The following is a 17656-nucleotide window of genomic DNA, read 5'->3' on the forward strand; positions in this document are numbered from 1 at the left end:
ATGAAACAGACAAAATCGTAGGGAACGATTTTGAACAACGCGTAGCGTTGGCCCCGAAGGGGTGAGCATCAGGATGATGCGAATAATAAGAATTCGAAGAATTTGCCTGGCGGCACTAGCGCGGTGGTCCCACCTGACCCCATGCCGAACTCAGAAGTGAAACGCCGTAGCGCCGATGGTAGTGTGGGGTCTCCCCATGCGAGAGTAGGGAACTGCCAGGCTTTAAATTAGTAACTATTAGAATGTGTTTAGAATACGTTCTGATAGAGAAGCAGAATCGGTGGAGCGGTAGTTCAGTTGGTTAGAATACCTGCCTGTCACGCAGGGGGTCGCGGGTTCGAGTCCCGTCCGTTCCGCCACTTATTTAGTTATATTCAGCAAATTAGCTGATATAAAAAGCGTTCTTTAGGGGCGTAGCTCAGTTGGTAGAGCACCGGTCTCCAAAACCGGGTGTCGCGAGTTCGAGTCTCTCCGCCCCTGCCAAATAATAAAAACCCTTTGTGAAAACAAAGGGTTTTTTGTTGTGTTAAATAAAATAATCTTCTTATTCATCCACGACTAGTACGGGATTCTTTAATAACTTACGAATAAGTGATTCTTGTTCGCTGTTCTGAAGCCAGACTGCATATATTGATTGATGAATAGTCGCCGATTGCGGCACTATTTTAAGATCGTGATTTTGCTGTTGCCAATATTCCGGTAAAAACGCGCAGCTTCCGGTATTTTTTAACATCTGTTTTGCCATATTGGCCGATGATGTTATTAGGGATATGCCATTATTCTGCGAAAGGATTTCTTGTTCCTGCTGAACGCTATCTACTCCCCAATCCAGCGATATTAACGTCCGTTTTTTATCGTTTCCTTTCTTGTCATAAGTAAATAGTCGTAATGGAATGCTGCCTAATAGTTCACTGGATAATTCGTCCATTTTAGGCGGTTCTGTCGCTATAAATAGATCTAACTGCCTTTCATGGAGGTGTTGTACCAGTATGTTTCTTGACGCGATTCTGGCTTCTATCTGTAAGTTTTTATGCTGCGAATATAGAGACTCTAACCAGTCATTGAGTTTAGTTTCCCAAATTAATGCAACGGCACCGATTGATAACGTATTATTTTTATAATTATTTTTAGTCACTGCATTACGTGCCTGCTGCCATGTGCTTATCAAATTTTCTGCATAGGGCAATAATTGCTCGCCAGATTGCGTCAGTCGGATGTTATTGCGGTGGCGAGTGAATAAATTCACTCCTAGTTGGTTTTCTAACAGCCTGATACGCGAGCTGACAGCTGATTGTGTTAGATAGAGGGATTCAGCCGCCCGGCCAAAATGGCGGGTTTTACTGACCTCTATGAACGTTTTAAGCAACTCTGTATCCACGTAATCTCCAAATATTTTATCGTGACGATTTAAATTTTTTGTTTTACACGCCAGCAAGCCTCACTAATACTCCGCGCCATAACGGCATTAATTTAGATACTTAGGAGTATGTCAGATGGCGGAAAGCTTCATTACGACGCATCGTTTTTTTGACAATAAAAACTATCCTCGCGGTTTTTCTCGTCACGGGGATTTCACCATTAAAGAAGCGCAATTGCTAGAACGTTTAGGTTATGCCTTTAATGAACTTGATTTAGGCAAGCGCGAACCTGTAACAGACGAAGAAAAGCTTTTTGTTGCGGTCTGTCGTGGCGAGCGTGAACCAGTGACTGAAGCTGAAAAAGTATGGTCTAAGTACATTTTCCGCATTCGTCGACCTAAACGTTTTCATACATTATCCGGCGGAAAACCGCAGGTGGATACTGTAGAAGACTTTAATGATAGTGATGATTAATTAACGGGGCTTTAAGCCCCGTTTTTTTATCCAACGGATTTATAAAGCTGTAATAGTAATCTGTCCATACTACGATAGCTTAGCGCTTCGGCTAAATGCTCTTTCTTAATTCTTTCGCTCTCCGATAAGTCTGCTATGGTGCGAGAGACTTTTAAAATTCGATGCCATCCTCGTACTGATAATCCCAATTTTACTAAAGCCTGTTCAAGAAAAAGCGCATCAGCAGGTTCTAACAGACAAATCTCTTCTACTTCTTTACTGCTTAATTGGGCATTTATTTTTTGGTTTCTTTGTATTTGATTTTTTCTGGCCTTAAGAACCCGATGACGAACAGCTTGGCTGGGCTCTCCTTCTTCTCTGCGTTGACTTAATATGCCCTGAGGAAGTAAAGGAACTTCAATTGATAAATCAAAGCGATCTAAGAAGGGGCCGGATAATCTGTTCAGGTAGCGCATAACCTGTTGTGGATTGGAGCGGCTCTGTATTCCTTGATAGTGACCGGTCGGGCTTGGATTCATGGCTGCAATCAATTGTACTCTTGCCGGAAAGCACACTTTTGCGTTTGCCCGAGAAATAACGATCTCTCCTGACTCTAAGGGTTCTCTGAGCGCATCTAATGCTTTCCTTTCAAATTCTGGTAGCTCATCGAGAAAAAGTACTCCGTTATGTGCCAGAGATATTTCCCCCGGACGGGGAATTGAACCACCGCCAACGAGTGCTGCCATTGATGCACTGTGGTGAGGGGCTCTAAAAGGCCTCTTTCGCCAATTTGAGGCGTTTTGGGGATTATGTATAAGACTTGATATAGCTGCACTTTCAAGAGCCTCTTGATCGCTTAGAGGTGGTAATAATGCATTTAAGCGAGTGGCCAGCATTGTTTTTCCTGTTCCCGGTGGTCCTAGCAACAGTAAATTATGGCCTCCGGCTGCGGCGATTTCTAAAGCTCTTTTAGCCTGCTCTTGTCCGATAATGTCTTTTAGATCGGGGAGTTGTGAAAGATAGTTATCAACATATTCAGCGGCTATTGGACTAGAGAGCGAGCTATCTTCAACATCAGCTAAATAGTTACAAACATCAATTAAACTGTGGGCTACTAAGTTACTCCCTTCTTTGATTAGCGCGAGTTCGTCGGCGTTATCAACGGATAAGATGAGTATTCGATCCTCTTTAAAGGCGGATAACGCGGCGGGTATTGCACCGTTGATTCCTTTTATTTCGCCAGATAAAGCAAGTTCGCCTAAAAATTCATGTTGCTCTAGTTTTGCTATTGGTATCTGTTCTGATGCGGCAAGAATGGCTAAAGCAATCGGCAGATCAAACCTTCCCCCTTCTTTGGGTAAATCTGCAGGGGCTAAGTTGACCGTGATTCTTTTGGGTGGAAAGCTAAATCCGCTGTTTATGAGTGCGCTTCTTACTCTATCCTTTGCTTCTTTAACCGTTATTTCAGGTAATCCTACCAGTGTAAAATTTGGCATTCCATTGCTGATATGAACTTCTACACTAACCGCCGGAGCCTGAATTCCTACCGATGCTCGAGTATGAATGATAGCGAGTGACATAATAAATCCCGATCTATTTTTCAGATTATACTGTCAAAAATTGGCGGATTTAATTGCTCTATTTAGGTGTTTGGTGTTTAAATTTAGATATGTATTCCATTTTTATTTGTTTTTATGGTGTTTATCACTAGTTAATTTTGATGTATATCGAATAAAAATATTTTCACCTTCATAATATCTTTGTATCAAAATGAAATATAAGGTTATTTTAATAATACTCTTTGTCGGAGTTGGTTGACTCAGAAAAAAAGGTGTTGTCAATAAATGCGTAACTATGGTAACTCTGTAGTCATTCGTTAGACCTATGAAGATAAATGATTCAGTTATGAAGTCCATAAGCCAAGTGATTAGCCTCGTGATTATTAGTGTGGTGGTGATTATTATCCCACCGTGCGGGGCAGCACTTGGAAAAAGAAAGACCTGATTAGAGGTCCAAAATTCAAGAACCCCCGCACTGAAAAGTCGGGGGTTTTTTTATGACAATAAAAAGTTAGAACCAGCAGAAAGCAGATCGGAAAAATACTATAAAAATCTGCTTAGAGAATAAGATGACGGGGTAAGAATAATGAATGGTGCGCAGTGGGTAGTACATACATTACGTGAACAGGGCGTTGATACTGTTTTTGGTTATCCCGGTGGCGCAATTATGCCGGTTTATGATGCTTTGTATGATGGTGGCGTTGAGCATTTACTCTGTCGGCATGAACAGGGGGCTGCGATTGCTGCGATTGGTTACGCACGTTCAACCGGAAAAGTTGGTGTATGTATTGCGACATCTGGCCCTGGTGCGACTAACCTGATTACGGGTTTAGCCGACGCACTATTAGATTCAGTTCCCGTTGTTGCTATAACCGGCCAAGTTGCTGCACCCTTGATTGGAACTGATGCCTTTCAGGAGGTTGATGTTCTCGGTTTGTCATTAGCCTGTACCAAGCATAGCTATCTGGTTGAGTCTCTTGAAGAATTGCCTACGATTATTGCTCAGGCATTTGCAACCGCCTGTAGCGGTCGCCCAGGACCTGTATTAGTTGATATTCCAAAGGATATTCAACTGGCTATCGGGGAGCATTTAAAGCCAGCCTTATTGCCTGTGGAAGAGTTAGTTAAGCCATCAAGTGATGACATGCAAAAAGCCAGCGCGATGATTTCTCAGTCTAAAAAGCCAATGCTATATGTAGGCGGTGGCGTGGGAATGGCACAGGCCGTTAATGCTTTAAGAGCTTTTACTTGTATGACCGGTATGCCAAGCGTATCTACCTTAAAAGGCTTAGGGGCTTCGGATGCCGAAGATCCTTGTTATTTAGGGTTACTCGGTATGCATGGTTCTAAAGCGGCGAATTTAGCAGTACAGGAATGCGATCTATTAGTCGCTATTGGCGTTCGTTTCGATGACCGGGTCACCGGAAAATTAAATACCTTTGCACCCAATGCTAAGGTTATTCATATGGATATCGATCCTGCTGAATTAGGTAAGCTTCGGACTCCTCATATTGCACTACAGGGAGATCTGAATGAAATGTTACCCGAATTGCAGCAATTGATAGATATTACTGCGTGGCGTAGCAAAGTAATATCAATGAAGGCTGAACTTGCTGCGCGTTATGACCATCCAGGACAACCTATTTTTGCCCCGCTTCTGCTGAAACAACTCTCTGAACGTAAATCTAAGCATACCGTAATCACTACTGACGTTGGCCAGCACCAGATGTGGACTGCCCAGCATATGTCGTTTAGTCAGCCTGAGAATTTCATAACTTCAAGCGGATTAGGCACTATGGGGTTCGGTATTCCGGCAGCCGTTGGCGCTCAAATGGCTCGTCCTGATGATATGGTTATCTGTATTTCCGGCGATGGTTCTTTCATGATGAATGTTCAGGAACTAGGAACCATCAAGCGTAAGAAACTACCGATTAAAATTGTTTTACTGGATAACCAGCGTTTAGGCATGGTGAGACAGTGGCAACAACTATTTTTTGATGGCCGCTATAGCGAAACTAATCTTTCAGATAACCCTGATTTTCTTGTATTAGCCAGTGCATTTGGCATTCCCGGACAAACTATCTCTCGTAAAGATCAGGTTGATGAGGCATTAAACGCCTTATTTTCCAGTGAGGGTCCTTATTTACTTCATGTTTCTATCGATGAACTTGAAAACGTTTGGCCTTTAGTTCCACCCGGGGCTGGTAATGAAACTATGTTGGAGAAAGTGTCATGATAGAACATCAACTTTTTATACAAACACGCTTCCGTTCAGAAATTTTAGAACGATTATTACGTGTTGTTCGCCACAGAGGCTTTAAGGTATGTAAAATGAACATGAATCAAATGCCCAATGGCGATAACATAAGTATTCATTTAACAGTTGCCAGTGAGCGCCCTGTAAATTTATTGTCTACTCAATTAAGTAAGCTTGTGGATGTCAACAGCGTTGAAATCCTCACCCAAACATCACAACAAATACGCGCTTAGCGCGACAAGGATAGAAATAATGAGCACGAAAAAAGCAGATTTTATATGGTTCAATGGTGACATGGTTCCTTGGGCTGATGCTAAAGTTCACGTAATGTCACATGCATTGCACTATGGCACCTCGGTATTTGAAGGTGTGCGCTGCTACGACACTCATAAAGGTCCGGCCGTTTTCCGTCATCGTGAACATATGCAACGTTTACGTGATTCTGCAAAAATTTATCGCATGCCGGTTTCTTACTCAGTTGATGAACTGATGTCTGCTTGCCGTGAAACTTTACGTAAAAATAATCTGACCAGTGCTTATATTCGTCCATTAGTGTTTATTGGTGATGTCGGTATGGGGGTTAATCCACCTGCCGGTTATAACACTGACGTTATCATTGCTGCCTTCCCTTGGGGTGCATATTTAGGTGCCGAAGCGCTAGAACAGGGTATTGATGCGATGGTTTCTTCATGGAACCGTTCAGCGCCGAACACTATTCCTACTGCCGCTAAAGCCGGTGGTAACTACCTTTCATCTCTGTTAGTGGGTAGTGAAGCTCGTCGTCATGGTTATGCTGAAGGTATAGCACTAGACGTACATGGTTATGTTTCAGAGGGTGCTGGCGAAAATATCTTCTTGATTAAAGACGGCGTTATCTTCACACCAACCCTGACATCTGCTGCTCTGCCGGGTATTACCCGCGATGCTATCATGAAGTTAACCAAAGATTTAGGCTTCGAAATTCGTGAGCAAGTCTTATCACGTGAATCGCTCTACCTCGCAGATGAAGTGTTTATGACGGGTACTGCTGCTGAAATTACACCGGTGCGTAGCGTTGATGGTATTCAAGTGGGTATTGGTCGCTGTGGCCCTATCACCAAGCAGATTCAGCAAAGCTTCTTTGGCCTGTTTAATGGTCAGACTGAAGACAAGTACGGCTGGTTAGATCTAGTAAATCCATAATAAGAAAAGATAAAGCAAACATAATGAGAAACGGGCGGAGTCCTCCGCCCGTGACTAAATAATAATGGAGTGAATAAAGCATGCCTAAGTATCGTTCAGCAACTACTACTCATGGCCGCAATATGGCGGGAGCTCGCGCATTATGGCGCGCAACAGGTATGACCGACGCCGATTTTGGTAAGCCGATTATTGCCGTTGTGAACTCCTTTACTCAATTTGTGCCGGGACACGTTCATTTACGCGATCTGGGGAAATTGGTTGCCGATCAAATTCATGCTTCAGGCGGCGTGGCTAAAGAATTTAATACTATCGCTGTTGATGATGGTATCGCGATGGGCCATGGTGGCATGCTTTATTCTCTTCCTTCACGTGAACTGATTGCTGACTCCGTAGAATATATGGTGAATGCTCACTGTGCAGATGCCATGGTATGCATCTCTAACTGTGACAAAATTACTCCGGGAATGTTAATGGCTGCATTACGCCTGAACATTCCGGTCATTTTTGTTTCCGGTGGCCCGATGGAAGCCGGAAAAACTAAACTATCTGACAAAATCATTAAGTTGGACTTGATTGATGCCATGATTCAGGGCGCCAATCCTGACGTCAGTGATGCTGACAGTGAACAAATTGAACGTTCTGCCTGCCCAACTTGTGGGTCGTGCTCCGGTATGTTTACCGCTAACTCGATGAACTGCTTAACCGAGGCTCTGGGTCTTGCGTTGCCGGGTAATGGTTCTCTATTGGCGACTCATGGCGATCGTAAGCAGCTGTTTCTTGATGCCGGTACACGCATCGTTGAATTAACCAAGCGTTACTATGAGCAAGATGATGACAGTGCTCTGCCGCGTTCAATTGCTACCAAGGCCGCATTTGAGAATGCCATGACGTTAGATATTGCCATGGGCGGTTCAACCAATACGGTTTTACACTTACTGGCCGCAGCGCAGGAAGGCGAAGTCGACTTTGATATGTCGGATATCGATCGCTTATCACGCCAAGTGCCACAGCTTTGCAAAGTTGCACCAAGTACTCAGAAGTATCATATGGAAGATGTTCACCGTGCCGGTGGCGTTCTGGGTATTTTAGGTGAACTGGATCGTGCAAATCTGATGAACCGTAATACTAAAAATATTATGGGATTAAGCCTGAATGAAACGCTAGATCGATTCGATATCATGCTAACGAAAGATGATGCCGTTAAGTCAATGTTCAGGGCTGGCCCTGCCGGGATCCGTACCACAGAAGCATTTTCTCAAGATTGTCGCTGGGACTCGTTGGATGACGATCGCGTTGAGGGTTGTATCCGCAGTCGTGAAAATGCCTATAGTCAGGAAGGTGGTCTTGCCGTTCTGGCCGGTAATTTGGCTATTGACGGCTGTATTGTTAAAACAGCCGGCGTTGATGAAGAGTATTTAGTCTTCAGTGGTCCGGCAAAGGTTTATGAAAGCCAGGAAGATGCAGTTGATGCAATTTTGGGCAAAAAAGTCGTTGCCGGCGATGTGGTTGTTATTCGTTATGAAGGACCTAAAGGCGGTCCGGGCATGCAAGAAATGCTTTATCCAACCACCTATTTAAAGTCGATGGGATTGGGTAAAAGCTGTGCGCTGATTACCGATGGGCGTTTTTCTGGCGGCACCTCAGGCCTTTCTATTGGACATATTTCACCTGAAGCCGCTAACGGTGGGCTGATCGGTCTGGTACGCAATGGCGATATTATCAATATTGATATTCCAAAGCGCACTATTGCATTGGATGTTGCGGATAGTGAGCTTTCTGCACGCCGTGATGCTGAACTGGCTCGGGGTGATAAAGCATGGACACCAACATCTCGCCAACGTCAGGTATCTTTTGCATTACGCGCTTATGCAAGTTTAGCGACCAGTGCTGATAAAGGTGCTGTCCGGGATAAAAGTAAGCTGGGAGGCTAATTATCATGGCCGTTCCTTTGCCCTTATCTGCCGCACCTACGGGTGCGGAGTATCTCCGTGCAATATTGTGTTCACCGGTTTATGACGTTGCTCAGGTTACGCCATTACAGCAGATGAACAAACTGTCAGAACGTTTGAAAAATATCGTTTTGGTTAAGCGTGAAGATCGTCAACCGGTACATAGCTTTAAATTACGCGGTGCTTACGCCATGATTGCGGGCTTGAATGAGCAGCAAAAAGCGGGGGGTGTTATCGCAGCCTCTGCCGGAAACCACGCTCAGGGTGTTGCGCTTTCAGCCACCGGATTAGGTATTCGTTCCCTGATTGTTATGCCATTAACAACGCCGGATATTAAAGTTGATGCAGTAAGAAATTTTGGCGGAGAAGTTTTACTCTACGGCGCTGGTTTTGATGATGCCAAAGCTAAAGCTATCGAATTGGCTGAAAGGGAGGGTTATACCTTTATTCCTCCTTTTGATCATCCTGCAGTGATCGCCGGGCAGGGAACCATAGGTATGGAGCTGATACAACAAGATGCCCATCTTGACCGTATTTTTGTTCCCGTTGGCGGTGGTGGTTTAGCCGCGGGCGTCGCCGTGCTAATAAAACAGCTGATGCCGGAAATAAAAGTTATTGGCGTTGAGCCGGAAGACTCTTCTTGTTTAGCCGCTGCGCTGAATGCCGGTCAGCCCGTTGAGCTTGAACGTGTAGGCATGTTTGCTGATGGCGTAGCCGTTAAGCGTATTGGTGATGAGACATTCCGCCTGTGTAAGGAATATCTGGACGATATTATTACCGTCGATAGCGATGCAATTTGTGCGGCAGTAAAAGACCTGTTTGAAGACGTTCGGGCAATTGCAGAACCTTCAGGGGCGTTGGCACTGGCCGGGCTAAAAAAATATGTTAAGCAGCATAATATAACCGGTGAGCGTTTATCCTGTGTGTTATCCGGTGCCAATCTGAACTTCCATGGGCTGCGTTATGTCTCTGAACGCTGTGAGCTAGGGGAAAAGCGGGAAGCTTTGTTTGCCGTTACTATTCCTGAGCAAAAAGGAAGTTTCCTTAAGTTCTGTCAGTTATTGGGCGGTCGCTCAGTGACGGAGTTTAACTATCGATATGCCTGTGATAAAGATGCCTGTATTTTTGTCGGTGTCAGGCTGACAGGTGGCCAGTCAGAAAAAGAAGAGATAATCAGTGAGCTGCAAAATGGTGGCTACCAGATTGTCGATTTATCTGATGATGAAATGGCTAAGCTACATGTTCGCTATATGGTTGGTGGTCGCCCGGCTAAACCATTACGTGAACGTTTATATAGCTTTGAGTTTCCGGAGTCAGGCGGAGCCTTGTTAAGGTTTTTACAGACTTTAGGCACTCACTGGAATATATCGTTGTTCCATTACCGTAGCCACGGTACGGATTATGGTCGTGTACTTGCCGGATTTGAATTGGATGAGCGCAGCCCTGAGTTTGAGCAACATCTTAAACAACTGGGTTATGCTTGCCATGATGAGACGGATAATCCTGCATTTCGCTTCTTTTTAGCGGGTTAATACCTCGGCTATCTGAATGCCACCGGACGATGACCGGTGGCTTATTGCCCTCTTTCGAAGGTAATATATCAAAACTCACTATCGATAAATTGCAGGTACAAGCGATGTCGGGATTTTCCGGGTTTAATCAACAGGCTCTCACGTTTCTTCAAGACGTCAGAATTCAAAACAGTAAAGACTGGTTTGATGAGCACCGTAGTATTTATGACGATCAAATATTGACGCCGTTTCGTCTATTAGTTGACGATCTCAGCCAGTCGATGCTTATGATTGATCCTGAATTTGAAACCCGGCCGGCTATTGGCAAAACCCTGTCGCGGATCCATCGTGATACCCGTTTTAGTCATGATAAATCTCGCTACCGTAGCCATATGTGGCTAACGTTTAAACGTCATAGTAAAGACTGGAAAGATGCACCGGTTTATTTTTTTGAAATTGCACCGGATTTTTATCGCTATGGTCTGGGTTATTATTCAGCCAGTAAGTCAACGATGGATTTATTTCGTCAACTGATTAACCGGGATGAAAAGGCTTTTTTGAAGGTGGCTAGCTGTTGTAAATCACCCTTTGAACTGGTCGGGGAAAGCTATAAACGCCCGCTAGTGAAGGAGCAGGCTGCTAAGTTAGCCGACTGGTATAACCGTAAAAGCTTTGCCGTTATGCATACCAGCAGGGATATGGAAATGGTTTTTGATAACGGGCTGATTACCCATCTGGAAAAAGGATTTAAGCAACTGGCTCCGCTATATGATTATTTGATGCGGGTTGAGCAGCTTAAGCGTAATCCAGAAGATTAATATATCCGCCATGCTGCATGGTGTTGGGTATTTATATCAGTTGCCAAAAGGCATGAATCAACGGCTCATTTAGGCGTTTCTTTTGCACGCATACCCCTAAGTCGAAGGTTGCGGTTAACGTAACATTATCGGCGACATGAATCCGGTTACGTATAGTTTCAGGGCTGTTATCTAGTACTACACTAGGAATTAACGCGATACCACATCCTAATGCCACCATCGATACAATGGCCTCATGGCCAGCTACCGTGGCATATATTTGCGGGTTACTGATGTGATAACGCCGAAACCACTGGTCTATCCGTCGCCTTGTCGGCCCGTGTTCAGGCAAAATAAAAGGAATATTTGCCCAGTCAGGCTTATTTTCCATCATTTGAGTGCGTACCGGGCAGGGGAGCGCCGGAGTAATTAACACTAACGGTACTTCGCCTATTTTTCTGAAATCAACGGTAGAAGGTAAGTTCTCTGGCCGGCCAGCAATGGCTAAATCGGCATCATTAGACTGGATTTTATCGACGGCATCCGCGGCATCGCCGGTAGTTAATTTTATTTCAACGTTAGGATGTAAAGCCCTGAACTGATCGAGAATTGACGGCAGATGGCTATATGCAGCGGTAACAGAACAGAAAATACGTAGCTCACCGTTAAGCGACTGCCCTTCCTGAGCCAGTGAGTTACGCAGTTGCTGATAATGTAGTAGCGTTTCTTGAGCGAAGATTTTTAATTGTTGACCGGCATCGGTTAATTGAACTGTGCGGTTATCCCGCAAAAACAACATTTGGCCCAGTTCATCCTCCATTCGCTGTATCTGACGTGATAGTGTGGACGGGCTAACATAGGTTGCTTTGGCTGTTTTACCAAAGTGCTGGCTTTCAGCCAGGTGAAGAAAAAGCTTTAAATCACGTAAGTCCACAATCAGTTACCTATAGTACGTTGCATAAATTGCAATATCATCTTCTTAATATATCAATTTAAGCAATGTGAATCTTGTCTTATTATGAATTCAATAACGCGGTCCAGGCCGGCGTAACAAACAAACACCGCATGTATGCACAACGGAGAATTATAATGTCTAACTACTTTAATACATTGAACTTACGCCAGCAGTTGGCACAGTTAGGTCAGTGCCGCTTTATGGGCCGTGATGAGTTTGCTGATGAATCAGGTTTTCTAAAGGGTAAAAAAATCGTTATTGTCGGTTGTGGTGCTCAGGGTCTGAACCAAGGTCTGAACATGCGCGATTCTGGTTTAGATATCGCTTATGCATTACGTAAAGAAGCGATCGATGAAAAACGTGCTTCATGGCGTAAAGCGACCGAAAATGGTTTTAAAGTAGGAACTTACGAAGAACTGATTCCTCAGGCAGATTTAGTTGTTAACCTGACTCCGGACAAACAGCATTCATCTGTTGTTCAGGCGGTTCAGCCGTTAATGAAGCAAGGTGCTGCGTTAGGTTACTCCCACGGTTTTAATATTGTTGAAGTGGGCGAAACCGTTCGTTCTGATATTACCGTTGTAATGGTCGCGCCTAAGTGCCCGGGTACTGAAGTTCGCGAAGAGTATAAGCGTGGTTTTGGTGTTCCGACTCTGATTGCCGTTCACCCTGAAAACGATCCTAAAGGTGAAGGCATGGCCATTGCCAAAGCATGGGCGGCGGCAACCGGTGGTCATCGTGCTGGCGTTCTGCAATCTTCGTTTGTTGCTGAAGTTAAATCTGACCTGATGGGTGAGCAAACTATTCTGTGCGGTATGCTGCAGGCTGGTTCACTGTTATGTTTTGATAAGCTGGTTTCTGAAGGTACCGATCCGGCATACGCTGAAAAACTGATTCAGTTCGGCTGGGAAACCATTACTGAAGCGCTAAAGCAGGGTGGTATTACTCTGATGATGGATCGCTTATCTAATCCGGCTAAACTGCGTGCTTTTGCTCTGTCTGAGCAATTAAAGACCCTGATGACTCCTTTGTTCCAAAAACATATGGATGACATTATTTCCGGTGCCTTCTCGGAAGGTATGATGGCTGATTGGGCAAATAATGACGCAAAACTGTTAGGTTGGCGTGAAGAGACCGGCCGTAGTGCATTTGAAAATGCACCTCAGCAAGAAGGTAAAATCAGCGAGCAAGAGTATTTTGATAATGGCGTACTGATGATTGCCATGGTTAAAGCGGGCGTTGAACTGGCGTTCGAAACAATGGTTGTTTCAGGCATTATTGAAGAGTCAGCCTATTATGAGTCTCTGCATGAACTTCCGTTGATTGCCAATACGATTGCCCGTAAGCGCCTGTATGAAATGAACGTTGTTATTTCGGACACGGCTGAATACGGTAACTATCTGTTCTCTAATGCGGCGGTACCATTACTGCGTGAGAAGTTTATGGCATCACTGCAGGCGGGGGATTTAGGTAAGCCTGTCGCGACTACTGAAGTAGATAATGCTCAATTACGCGATGTTAATGAAGCAATCCGCAATCATCCGATTGAGACTGTAGGTAAAAAATTACGCGGTTATATGACTGATATGAAGCGTATTTCCGTTGCCGGTTAATAACTAATACTCGTTATTAAACATAAAAAGGCCAGAGAATAATTCTCTGGCCTTTTTATATAAACAAGTTACTTGAAACAAGGTTAAAACCCTTATGCCACGCCATTCTTTTCGATAAATTTACACTCAAAAATTTCTACTAATGCGTTCAATTCCTGTATACTTGCACAGGCTTATTTTTGGCAATTTATTATTATTTTTTTCAAGGAAAGAAATCGTGGAATGGTACAAAAAGTGTTTGTTAGAAAAGTATGCTGATTTTTCCGGTCGTGCGCGCCGTCAAGAGTACTGGATGTTTACTCTTTTCAATGTGATTGCGATGATTGTTTTAAGCATTATCGCCGGAATATTAGATGCTGTTTTTGGTTCAGATGGTATTTTTAGCCTGATTGTGGTTGGCCTTTATTATTTAGCTATCTTAGTTCCTACCTTAGCCGTGACCGTACGTCGTTTGCATGATACCGACCGTGCTGGCTGGTGGTTACTGTTAGCGTTTATTCCTTTTGGTGGATTAGTTATATTTGTATTCACCGTGCTGGAAGGAACTAATGGTAACAATCAGTTTGGTCCATCACCAAAATAAGATGACGCTTTACTCGTTAAGCTATAAGCCCGTATATATTACGGGTTTTTTTATTTCCGCCATTCTCCGGACCTTCCTGGTGTATAGGCACACCAGAATTTTGCTATAATCCATCCTCTCTATTTTCTGAGTAAGTAACTTCGCTATGCGCATGAATCCCAGCCAACAACAAGCTGTCGAATTTGTTACCGGACCCTGTTTGGTTCTGGCAGGGGCGGGTTCGGGTAAAACGCGGGTAATTATTAATAAAATAGCTTATTTAATCAGAGAGTGTGGCTATCAGGCTCGCCATATTGCAGCAGTAACCTTTACCAATAAGGCTGCAAGAGAGATGAAAGAGCGTCTGGCTCAGACGCTGGGGCGTAAAGAGGCCAGGGGAATTATTATTTCCACTTTCCATACGCTGGGCCTTGAGATTATTAAGCGTGAGTTTGCTGCGCTTAATATGAAATCAAATTTTTCCCTGTTCGACGATCAAGATCAGATGGCATTATTAAAAGAGCTGACTGAGAAATGGTTAGAAAATGATAAGACACTATTATCTCAGTTAGTTTCTACTATCTCCAATTGGAAAAATGACCTGATAGATCCCGCTGGTGCGGCAACATTAGCCAAGTCAGAGCGGGATAAGCTGTTTGCCCACTGCTATGATCTTTATGATAAACAGCTTAAGTCCTGCAGTATTCTCGATTTTGATGATTTGATTCTGCTGCCTACGCTGTTACTACAGCGAAATGAAGAAGTCAGAGAGCGATGGCAAAACCGGCTGCGCTATTTGCTGGTGGATGAATATCAGGATACCAATACCAGCCAGTATGAATTAGTTAAATTATTGGTCGGAAACCGGGCCAGATTTACCGTTGTTGGCGATGACGATCAGTCGATATACTCCTGGCGTGGTGCCAGACCCCAGAATTTGGTGTTACTCAACACCGACTTCCCAAAGTTACAGGTTATTAAGCTCGAGCAAAATTACCGTTCGTCTGAACGAATTTTAAAAGCGGCTAATATTTTAATTGCTAATAATCCGCACGTTTTTGAAAAACGACTATTTTCTCAACTGGGTTATGGCGAGGTTTTGAAGGTCGTTACCGCGAATAATGAAGATAATGAGGCTGAGCGGGTTGTCGGTGAATTAATTGCCCATCATTTTATTAATAAAACCGAATATAAAGATTACGCTATTTTGTACCGGGGTAATCATCAGTCGCGCATTTTTGAAAAAGTGCTCATGCAAAACCGGATCCCTTATCGAATTTCTGGTGGAACTTCATTTTTCTCTCGGCCAGAAATCAAAGATTTAATGGCTTACCTTCGAGTTTTGACTAACGGTGACGATGACAGTGCGTTTTTACGTATCGTTAATACGCCAAGACGTGAGATTGGCCCGGCAACGCTGGAGAAACTGGGTAATTGGGCTAATCAACGGGGAATTAGCTTATTTAGGGCCAGTTTTGACGTCGGGCTAGAACAATCACTGACAGGGCGAGGATTAGAGTCATTACAACGATTCACCCGTTGGTTATCAACCGTTGTTGATACCGTTGAACGAGAACCTGTTGCTGCGGTGCGCGATCTTATCCACGGTATTGATTACGAAAGTTGGCTGTATGAAACTTCGCCGAGCGCCAAAGCGGCAGAAATGCGCATGAAAAATGTTAATCAATTATTTAGCTGGATGACGGAGATGCTCGAGGGGTCTGAGTTGGATGAACCGATGACGTTAACTCAGGTCGTAACCCGCTTCACATTGCGGGATATGATGGAGAGGGGAGAAAGTGATGAAGAGTTGGATCAGGTTCAACTAATGACGCTCCATGCCTCTAAGGGCCTTGAATTCCCTTATGTCTATCTGGTGGGAATGGAGGAGGGATTGCTCCCTCATCAAAGTAGCATTGATGAAGATAATGTTGATGAAGAGCGACGTTTGGCCTATGTCGGAATAACCCGGGCTCAGAAAGAGCTGACATTTACATTATGCCGCGAACGCCGTCAGTATGGTGAGTTAGTTCGGCCGGAGCCCAGCCGCTTTTTACTGGAACTTCCTCAGGATGATTTAGAGTGGGAAACGGTGCGTAAGCCGGTTAGTGCGGAAGAACGAATGGAGAAAGGCCAGAGTCATTTGGCCAATATTCGTGAACAGCTGGCTAAATCGAGAGCTGGCGGAAAATAGCGTGTATATAAAAGCGGGCATCTTGATGATGCCCGTTTTTACTAGCCTTGAACGATACTATTATAACGCTCAATAACGGTTAGCTGTTTATTTTGAAGATCGTCTAAAAGATCTTCATCCTGATTTTTACCCATATCACGTAGCGTGACTTTAATTGCGATACTGTAAGCATTTAGCGCTTCAATATAGGAGGCTAATTTATTTTCGCTTAATCCTTCTTTGGCTAACGTTGCCGGCTCTTGCTGTGCTTTTTTCAGCGCCGTTAGGGCATCGTCAATGAGCTTAGATTTTGCTTCATAGGCGGCTTTATCTGATTTTTTTAGATTTTGGTTTTCATTGTAATCATTGACCAGACCATCAAAAATAGCGGAAACGTCATCCACACTTTCATAGATTACAACCATGGTATCAAAGCCTCTGGCTTTCAGGGTCGCCAGTTCTTTAGCATGAAGTTGTTCATACAGATTACTGTGTGCAAGTTTAGCGCTTTCACTCGCAGCCTGATATTTTTCGTAGGCTTCGGTGATAATTTTGTGGAGTTCCGGCGACTTTTTAAAGTCATCAAGTTTGAATTCTTCGCTGGTTTTGTAATAGTCCATCAATTGGTTAAGGGCATTACTCATGCTGATAATACTTTCAACATATTCAACACCGGCTTTATCTAGCTCTGGCATATCCGGCTTCATGCTTTTTATTTTTTGAGCGATTGCCCGAAAGCCTTCTATTTCTTTATTACTAATTTTGCCTAGCGGGCTGAACACACTTATAGTAAAAAAGTTATCTAGCGTATTCTCTTTTGCTCTTATTTTCTTAAGCGTAAATTTTCCATTATTTTCAGAAATTTCAATATACTTCTCAACCAGGTCGGGGACTTTGGTGATATTCGTTAATAAAACGGGCGCACTGACTTTTCCGTTAGGATTTTTAATATTTATTAATGAGTTATTGTTAAAAACATCCAGCCATAAATTACCCTTTGCTGCCTGTTGTGCGGTTAATTCTTCTTCTGATGTTGGCGCGGTGCTCGTTACGCTAGGTACTGATTCTACAACTTTAGGCTCTGTCACTGATTCAACGACCTTCGGTGGCGGTTGAACTGCTTTAGATGAATCATTATCTTTGCCATCGCACCCGGCAAGTAATCCTGCAACGAGTGAAGCCAGCAATAGTTTTTTAGTGGTTGTTAGTTTACTCATGTCTGGACATCCTTTGATAAATCCATTTAATAACTAAAGAAAAACAGCATTAATTATTGATAGTTTGTCT

Annotated in this window: 15 protein-coding genes, 2 tRNA genes and 1 rRNA gene; 14 read left to right on the forward strand and 4 right to left on the reverse strand. The window is 43.8% G+C overall.

Annotation, left to right across the window (positions count from 1 at the left end):
* The first annotated feature begins 105 nt into the window (after positions 1 to 105).
* From rrf to YWE_RS0116670, 3 genes are all read left to right on the forward strand, one after another.
* Positions 106 to 221 (forward strand): 5S ribosomal RNA (gene rrf / locus YWE_RS0116660).
* A gap of 61 nt (positions 222 to 282) precedes the next feature.
* Positions 283 to 359, forward strand: a tRNA-Asp gene (locus tag YWE_RS0116665).
* A gap of 48 nt (positions 360 to 407) precedes the next feature.
* Positions 408 to 483 (forward strand) — tRNA-Trp (locus tag YWE_RS0116670).
* 61 nt (positions 484 to 544) lie between these two features.
* Here the strand turns inward: YWE_RS0116670 and hdfR are convergent.
* Complete coding sequence (hdfR, locus tag YWE_RS0116675; RefSeq protein WP_029095563.1) at positions 545 to 1378, reverse strand: HTH-type transcriptional regulator HdfR; 834 nt, start codon at positions 1376 to 1378, stop codon at positions 545 to 547.
* 115 nt (positions 1379 to 1493) lie between these two features.
* Between hdfR and YWE_RS0116680 the strand changes: the two genes are divergently transcribed.
* Positions 1494 to 1832: a MaoP family protein gene (locus tag YWE_RS0116680; RefSeq protein WP_029095564.1), complete on the forward strand. Its 339-nt coding sequence runs from the start codon at positions 1494 to 1496 to the stop codon at positions 1830 to 1832.
* 26 nt (positions 1833 to 1858) lie between these two features.
* Here YWE_RS0116680 and YWE_RS0116685 read toward each other — a convergent pair whose 3' ends face one another.
* Positions 1859 to 3391, reverse strand: a complete 1533-nt coding sequence (locus YWE_RS0116685) for a YifB family Mg chelatase-like AAA ATPase (RefSeq protein WP_029095565.1) — start codon at positions 3389 to 3391, stop codon at positions 1859 to 1861.
* A gap of 325 nt (positions 3392 to 3716) precedes the next feature.
* On the opposite strand from YWE_RS0116685, the gene ilvL reads away from it, so the two are divergent.
* The 7 genes from ilvL to YWE_RS0116715 all read left to right on the forward strand — a co-directional run bounded on the left by ilvL (position 3717) and on the right by YWE_RS0116715 (position 11087).
* Entirely contained in the window at positions 3717 to 3815 is a 99-nt protein-coding gene (gene ilvL / locus YWE_RS29725) for an ilv operon leader peptide (RefSeq protein ID WP_071605889.1), read from the forward strand.
* Positions 3816 to 3956: 141 nt separating this feature from the next.
* Positions 3957 to 5606: an acetolactate synthase 2 catalytic subunit gene (gene ilvG, locus YWE_RS0116690; protein WP_029095566.1), complete on the forward strand. Its 1650-nt coding sequence runs from the start codon at positions 3957 to 3959 to the stop codon at positions 5604 to 5606.
* Complete coding sequence (gene ilvM / locus YWE_RS0116695) at positions 5603 to 5860, forward strand: acetolactate synthase 2 small subunit (protein ID WP_029095567.1); 258 nt, start codon at positions 5603 to 5605, stop codon at positions 5858 to 5860. The genes ilvG and ilvM overlap by 4 nt, the downstream gene beginning before the upstream one ends.
* A 19-nt stretch (positions 5861 to 5879) precedes the next feature.
* Positions 5880 to 6809 (forward strand): branched-chain amino acid transaminase, encoded by a 930-nt coding sequence (locus YWE_RS0116700; RefSeq protein WP_029095568.1) that lies wholly within the window; start codon positions 5880 to 5882, stop codon positions 6807 to 6809.
* 80 nt (positions 6810 to 6889) lie between these two features.
* Positions 6890 to 8740: a dihydroxy-acid dehydratase gene (gene ilvD, locus YWE_RS0116705; protein WP_029095569.1), complete on the forward strand. Its 1851-nt coding sequence runs from the start codon at positions 6890 to 6892 to the stop codon at positions 8738 to 8740.
* A 5-nt stretch (positions 8741 to 8745) separates the two neighbouring features.
* Complete coding sequence (gene ilvA / locus YWE_RS0116710) at positions 8746 to 10290, forward strand: threonine ammonia-lyase, biosynthetic (protein ID WP_029095570.1); 1545 nt, start codon at positions 8746 to 8748, stop codon at positions 10288 to 10290.
* Positions 10291 to 10394: 104 nt separating this feature from the next.
* Positions 10395 to 11087 (forward strand): DUF2461 domain-containing protein, encoded by a 693-nt coding sequence (locus tag YWE_RS0116715; protein ID WP_036016384.1) that lies wholly within the window; start codon positions 10395 to 10397, stop codon positions 11085 to 11087.
* Positions 11088 to 11118: 31 nt separating this feature from the next.
* Here the strand turns inward: YWE_RS0116715 and ilvY are convergent, their stop codons facing one another.
* Positions 11119 to 12000: an HTH-type transcriptional activator IlvY gene (ilvY, locus tag YWE_RS0116720; protein ID WP_029095572.1), complete on the reverse strand. Its 882-nt coding sequence runs from the start codon at positions 11998 to 12000 to the stop codon at positions 11119 to 11121.
* A 155-nt stretch (positions 12001 to 12155) separates the two neighbouring features.
* Here ilvY and ilvC point away from each other — a divergent pair, with 155 nt between their 5' ends.
* The 3 genes from ilvC to rep all read left to right on the forward strand — a co-directional run bounded on the left by ilvC (position 12156) and on the right by rep (position 16390).
* Positions 12156 to 13634 carry a ketol-acid reductoisomerase gene (gene ilvC, locus YWE_RS0116725; RefSeq protein WP_029095573.1) on the forward strand — a complete coding sequence of 493 codons (1479 nt, stop codon included), beginning with the start codon at positions 12156 to 12158 and terminating at the stop codon, positions 13632 to 13634.
* 217 nt (positions 13635 to 13851) lie between these two features.
* The gene (locus YWE_RS0116730; RefSeq protein WP_029095574.1) at positions 13852 to 14217 is read left to right on the forward strand and encodes a DUF805 domain-containing protein; all 366 of its coding nucleotides are present in this window, start codon (positions 13852 to 13854) and stop codon (positions 14215 to 14217) included.
* Positions 14218 to 14362: 145 nt separating this feature from the next.
* On the forward strand, positions 14363 to 16390 hold the full coding sequence (gene rep / locus YWE_RS0116735; protein ID WP_029095575.1) for a DNA helicase Rep: 2028 nt from the start codon (positions 14363 to 14365) through the stop codon (positions 16388 to 16390).
* A gap of 41 nt (positions 16391 to 16431) precedes the next feature.
* Here rep and YWE_RS0116740 read toward each other — a convergent pair whose 3' ends face one another.
* Complete coding sequence (locus tag YWE_RS0116740) at positions 16432 to 17586, reverse strand: DUF3829 domain-containing protein (protein ID WP_029095576.1); 1155 nt, start codon at positions 17584 to 17586, stop codon at positions 16432 to 16434.
* Between the last annotated feature and the right edge of the window lie 70 nt (positions 17587 to 17656).

Source organism: Budvicia aquatica DSM 5075 = ATCC 35567, assembly GCF_000427805.1.
Classification (GTDB): domain Bacteria; phylum Pseudomonadota; class Gammaproteobacteria; order Enterobacterales; family Enterobacteriaceae; genus Budvicia; species Budvicia aquatica.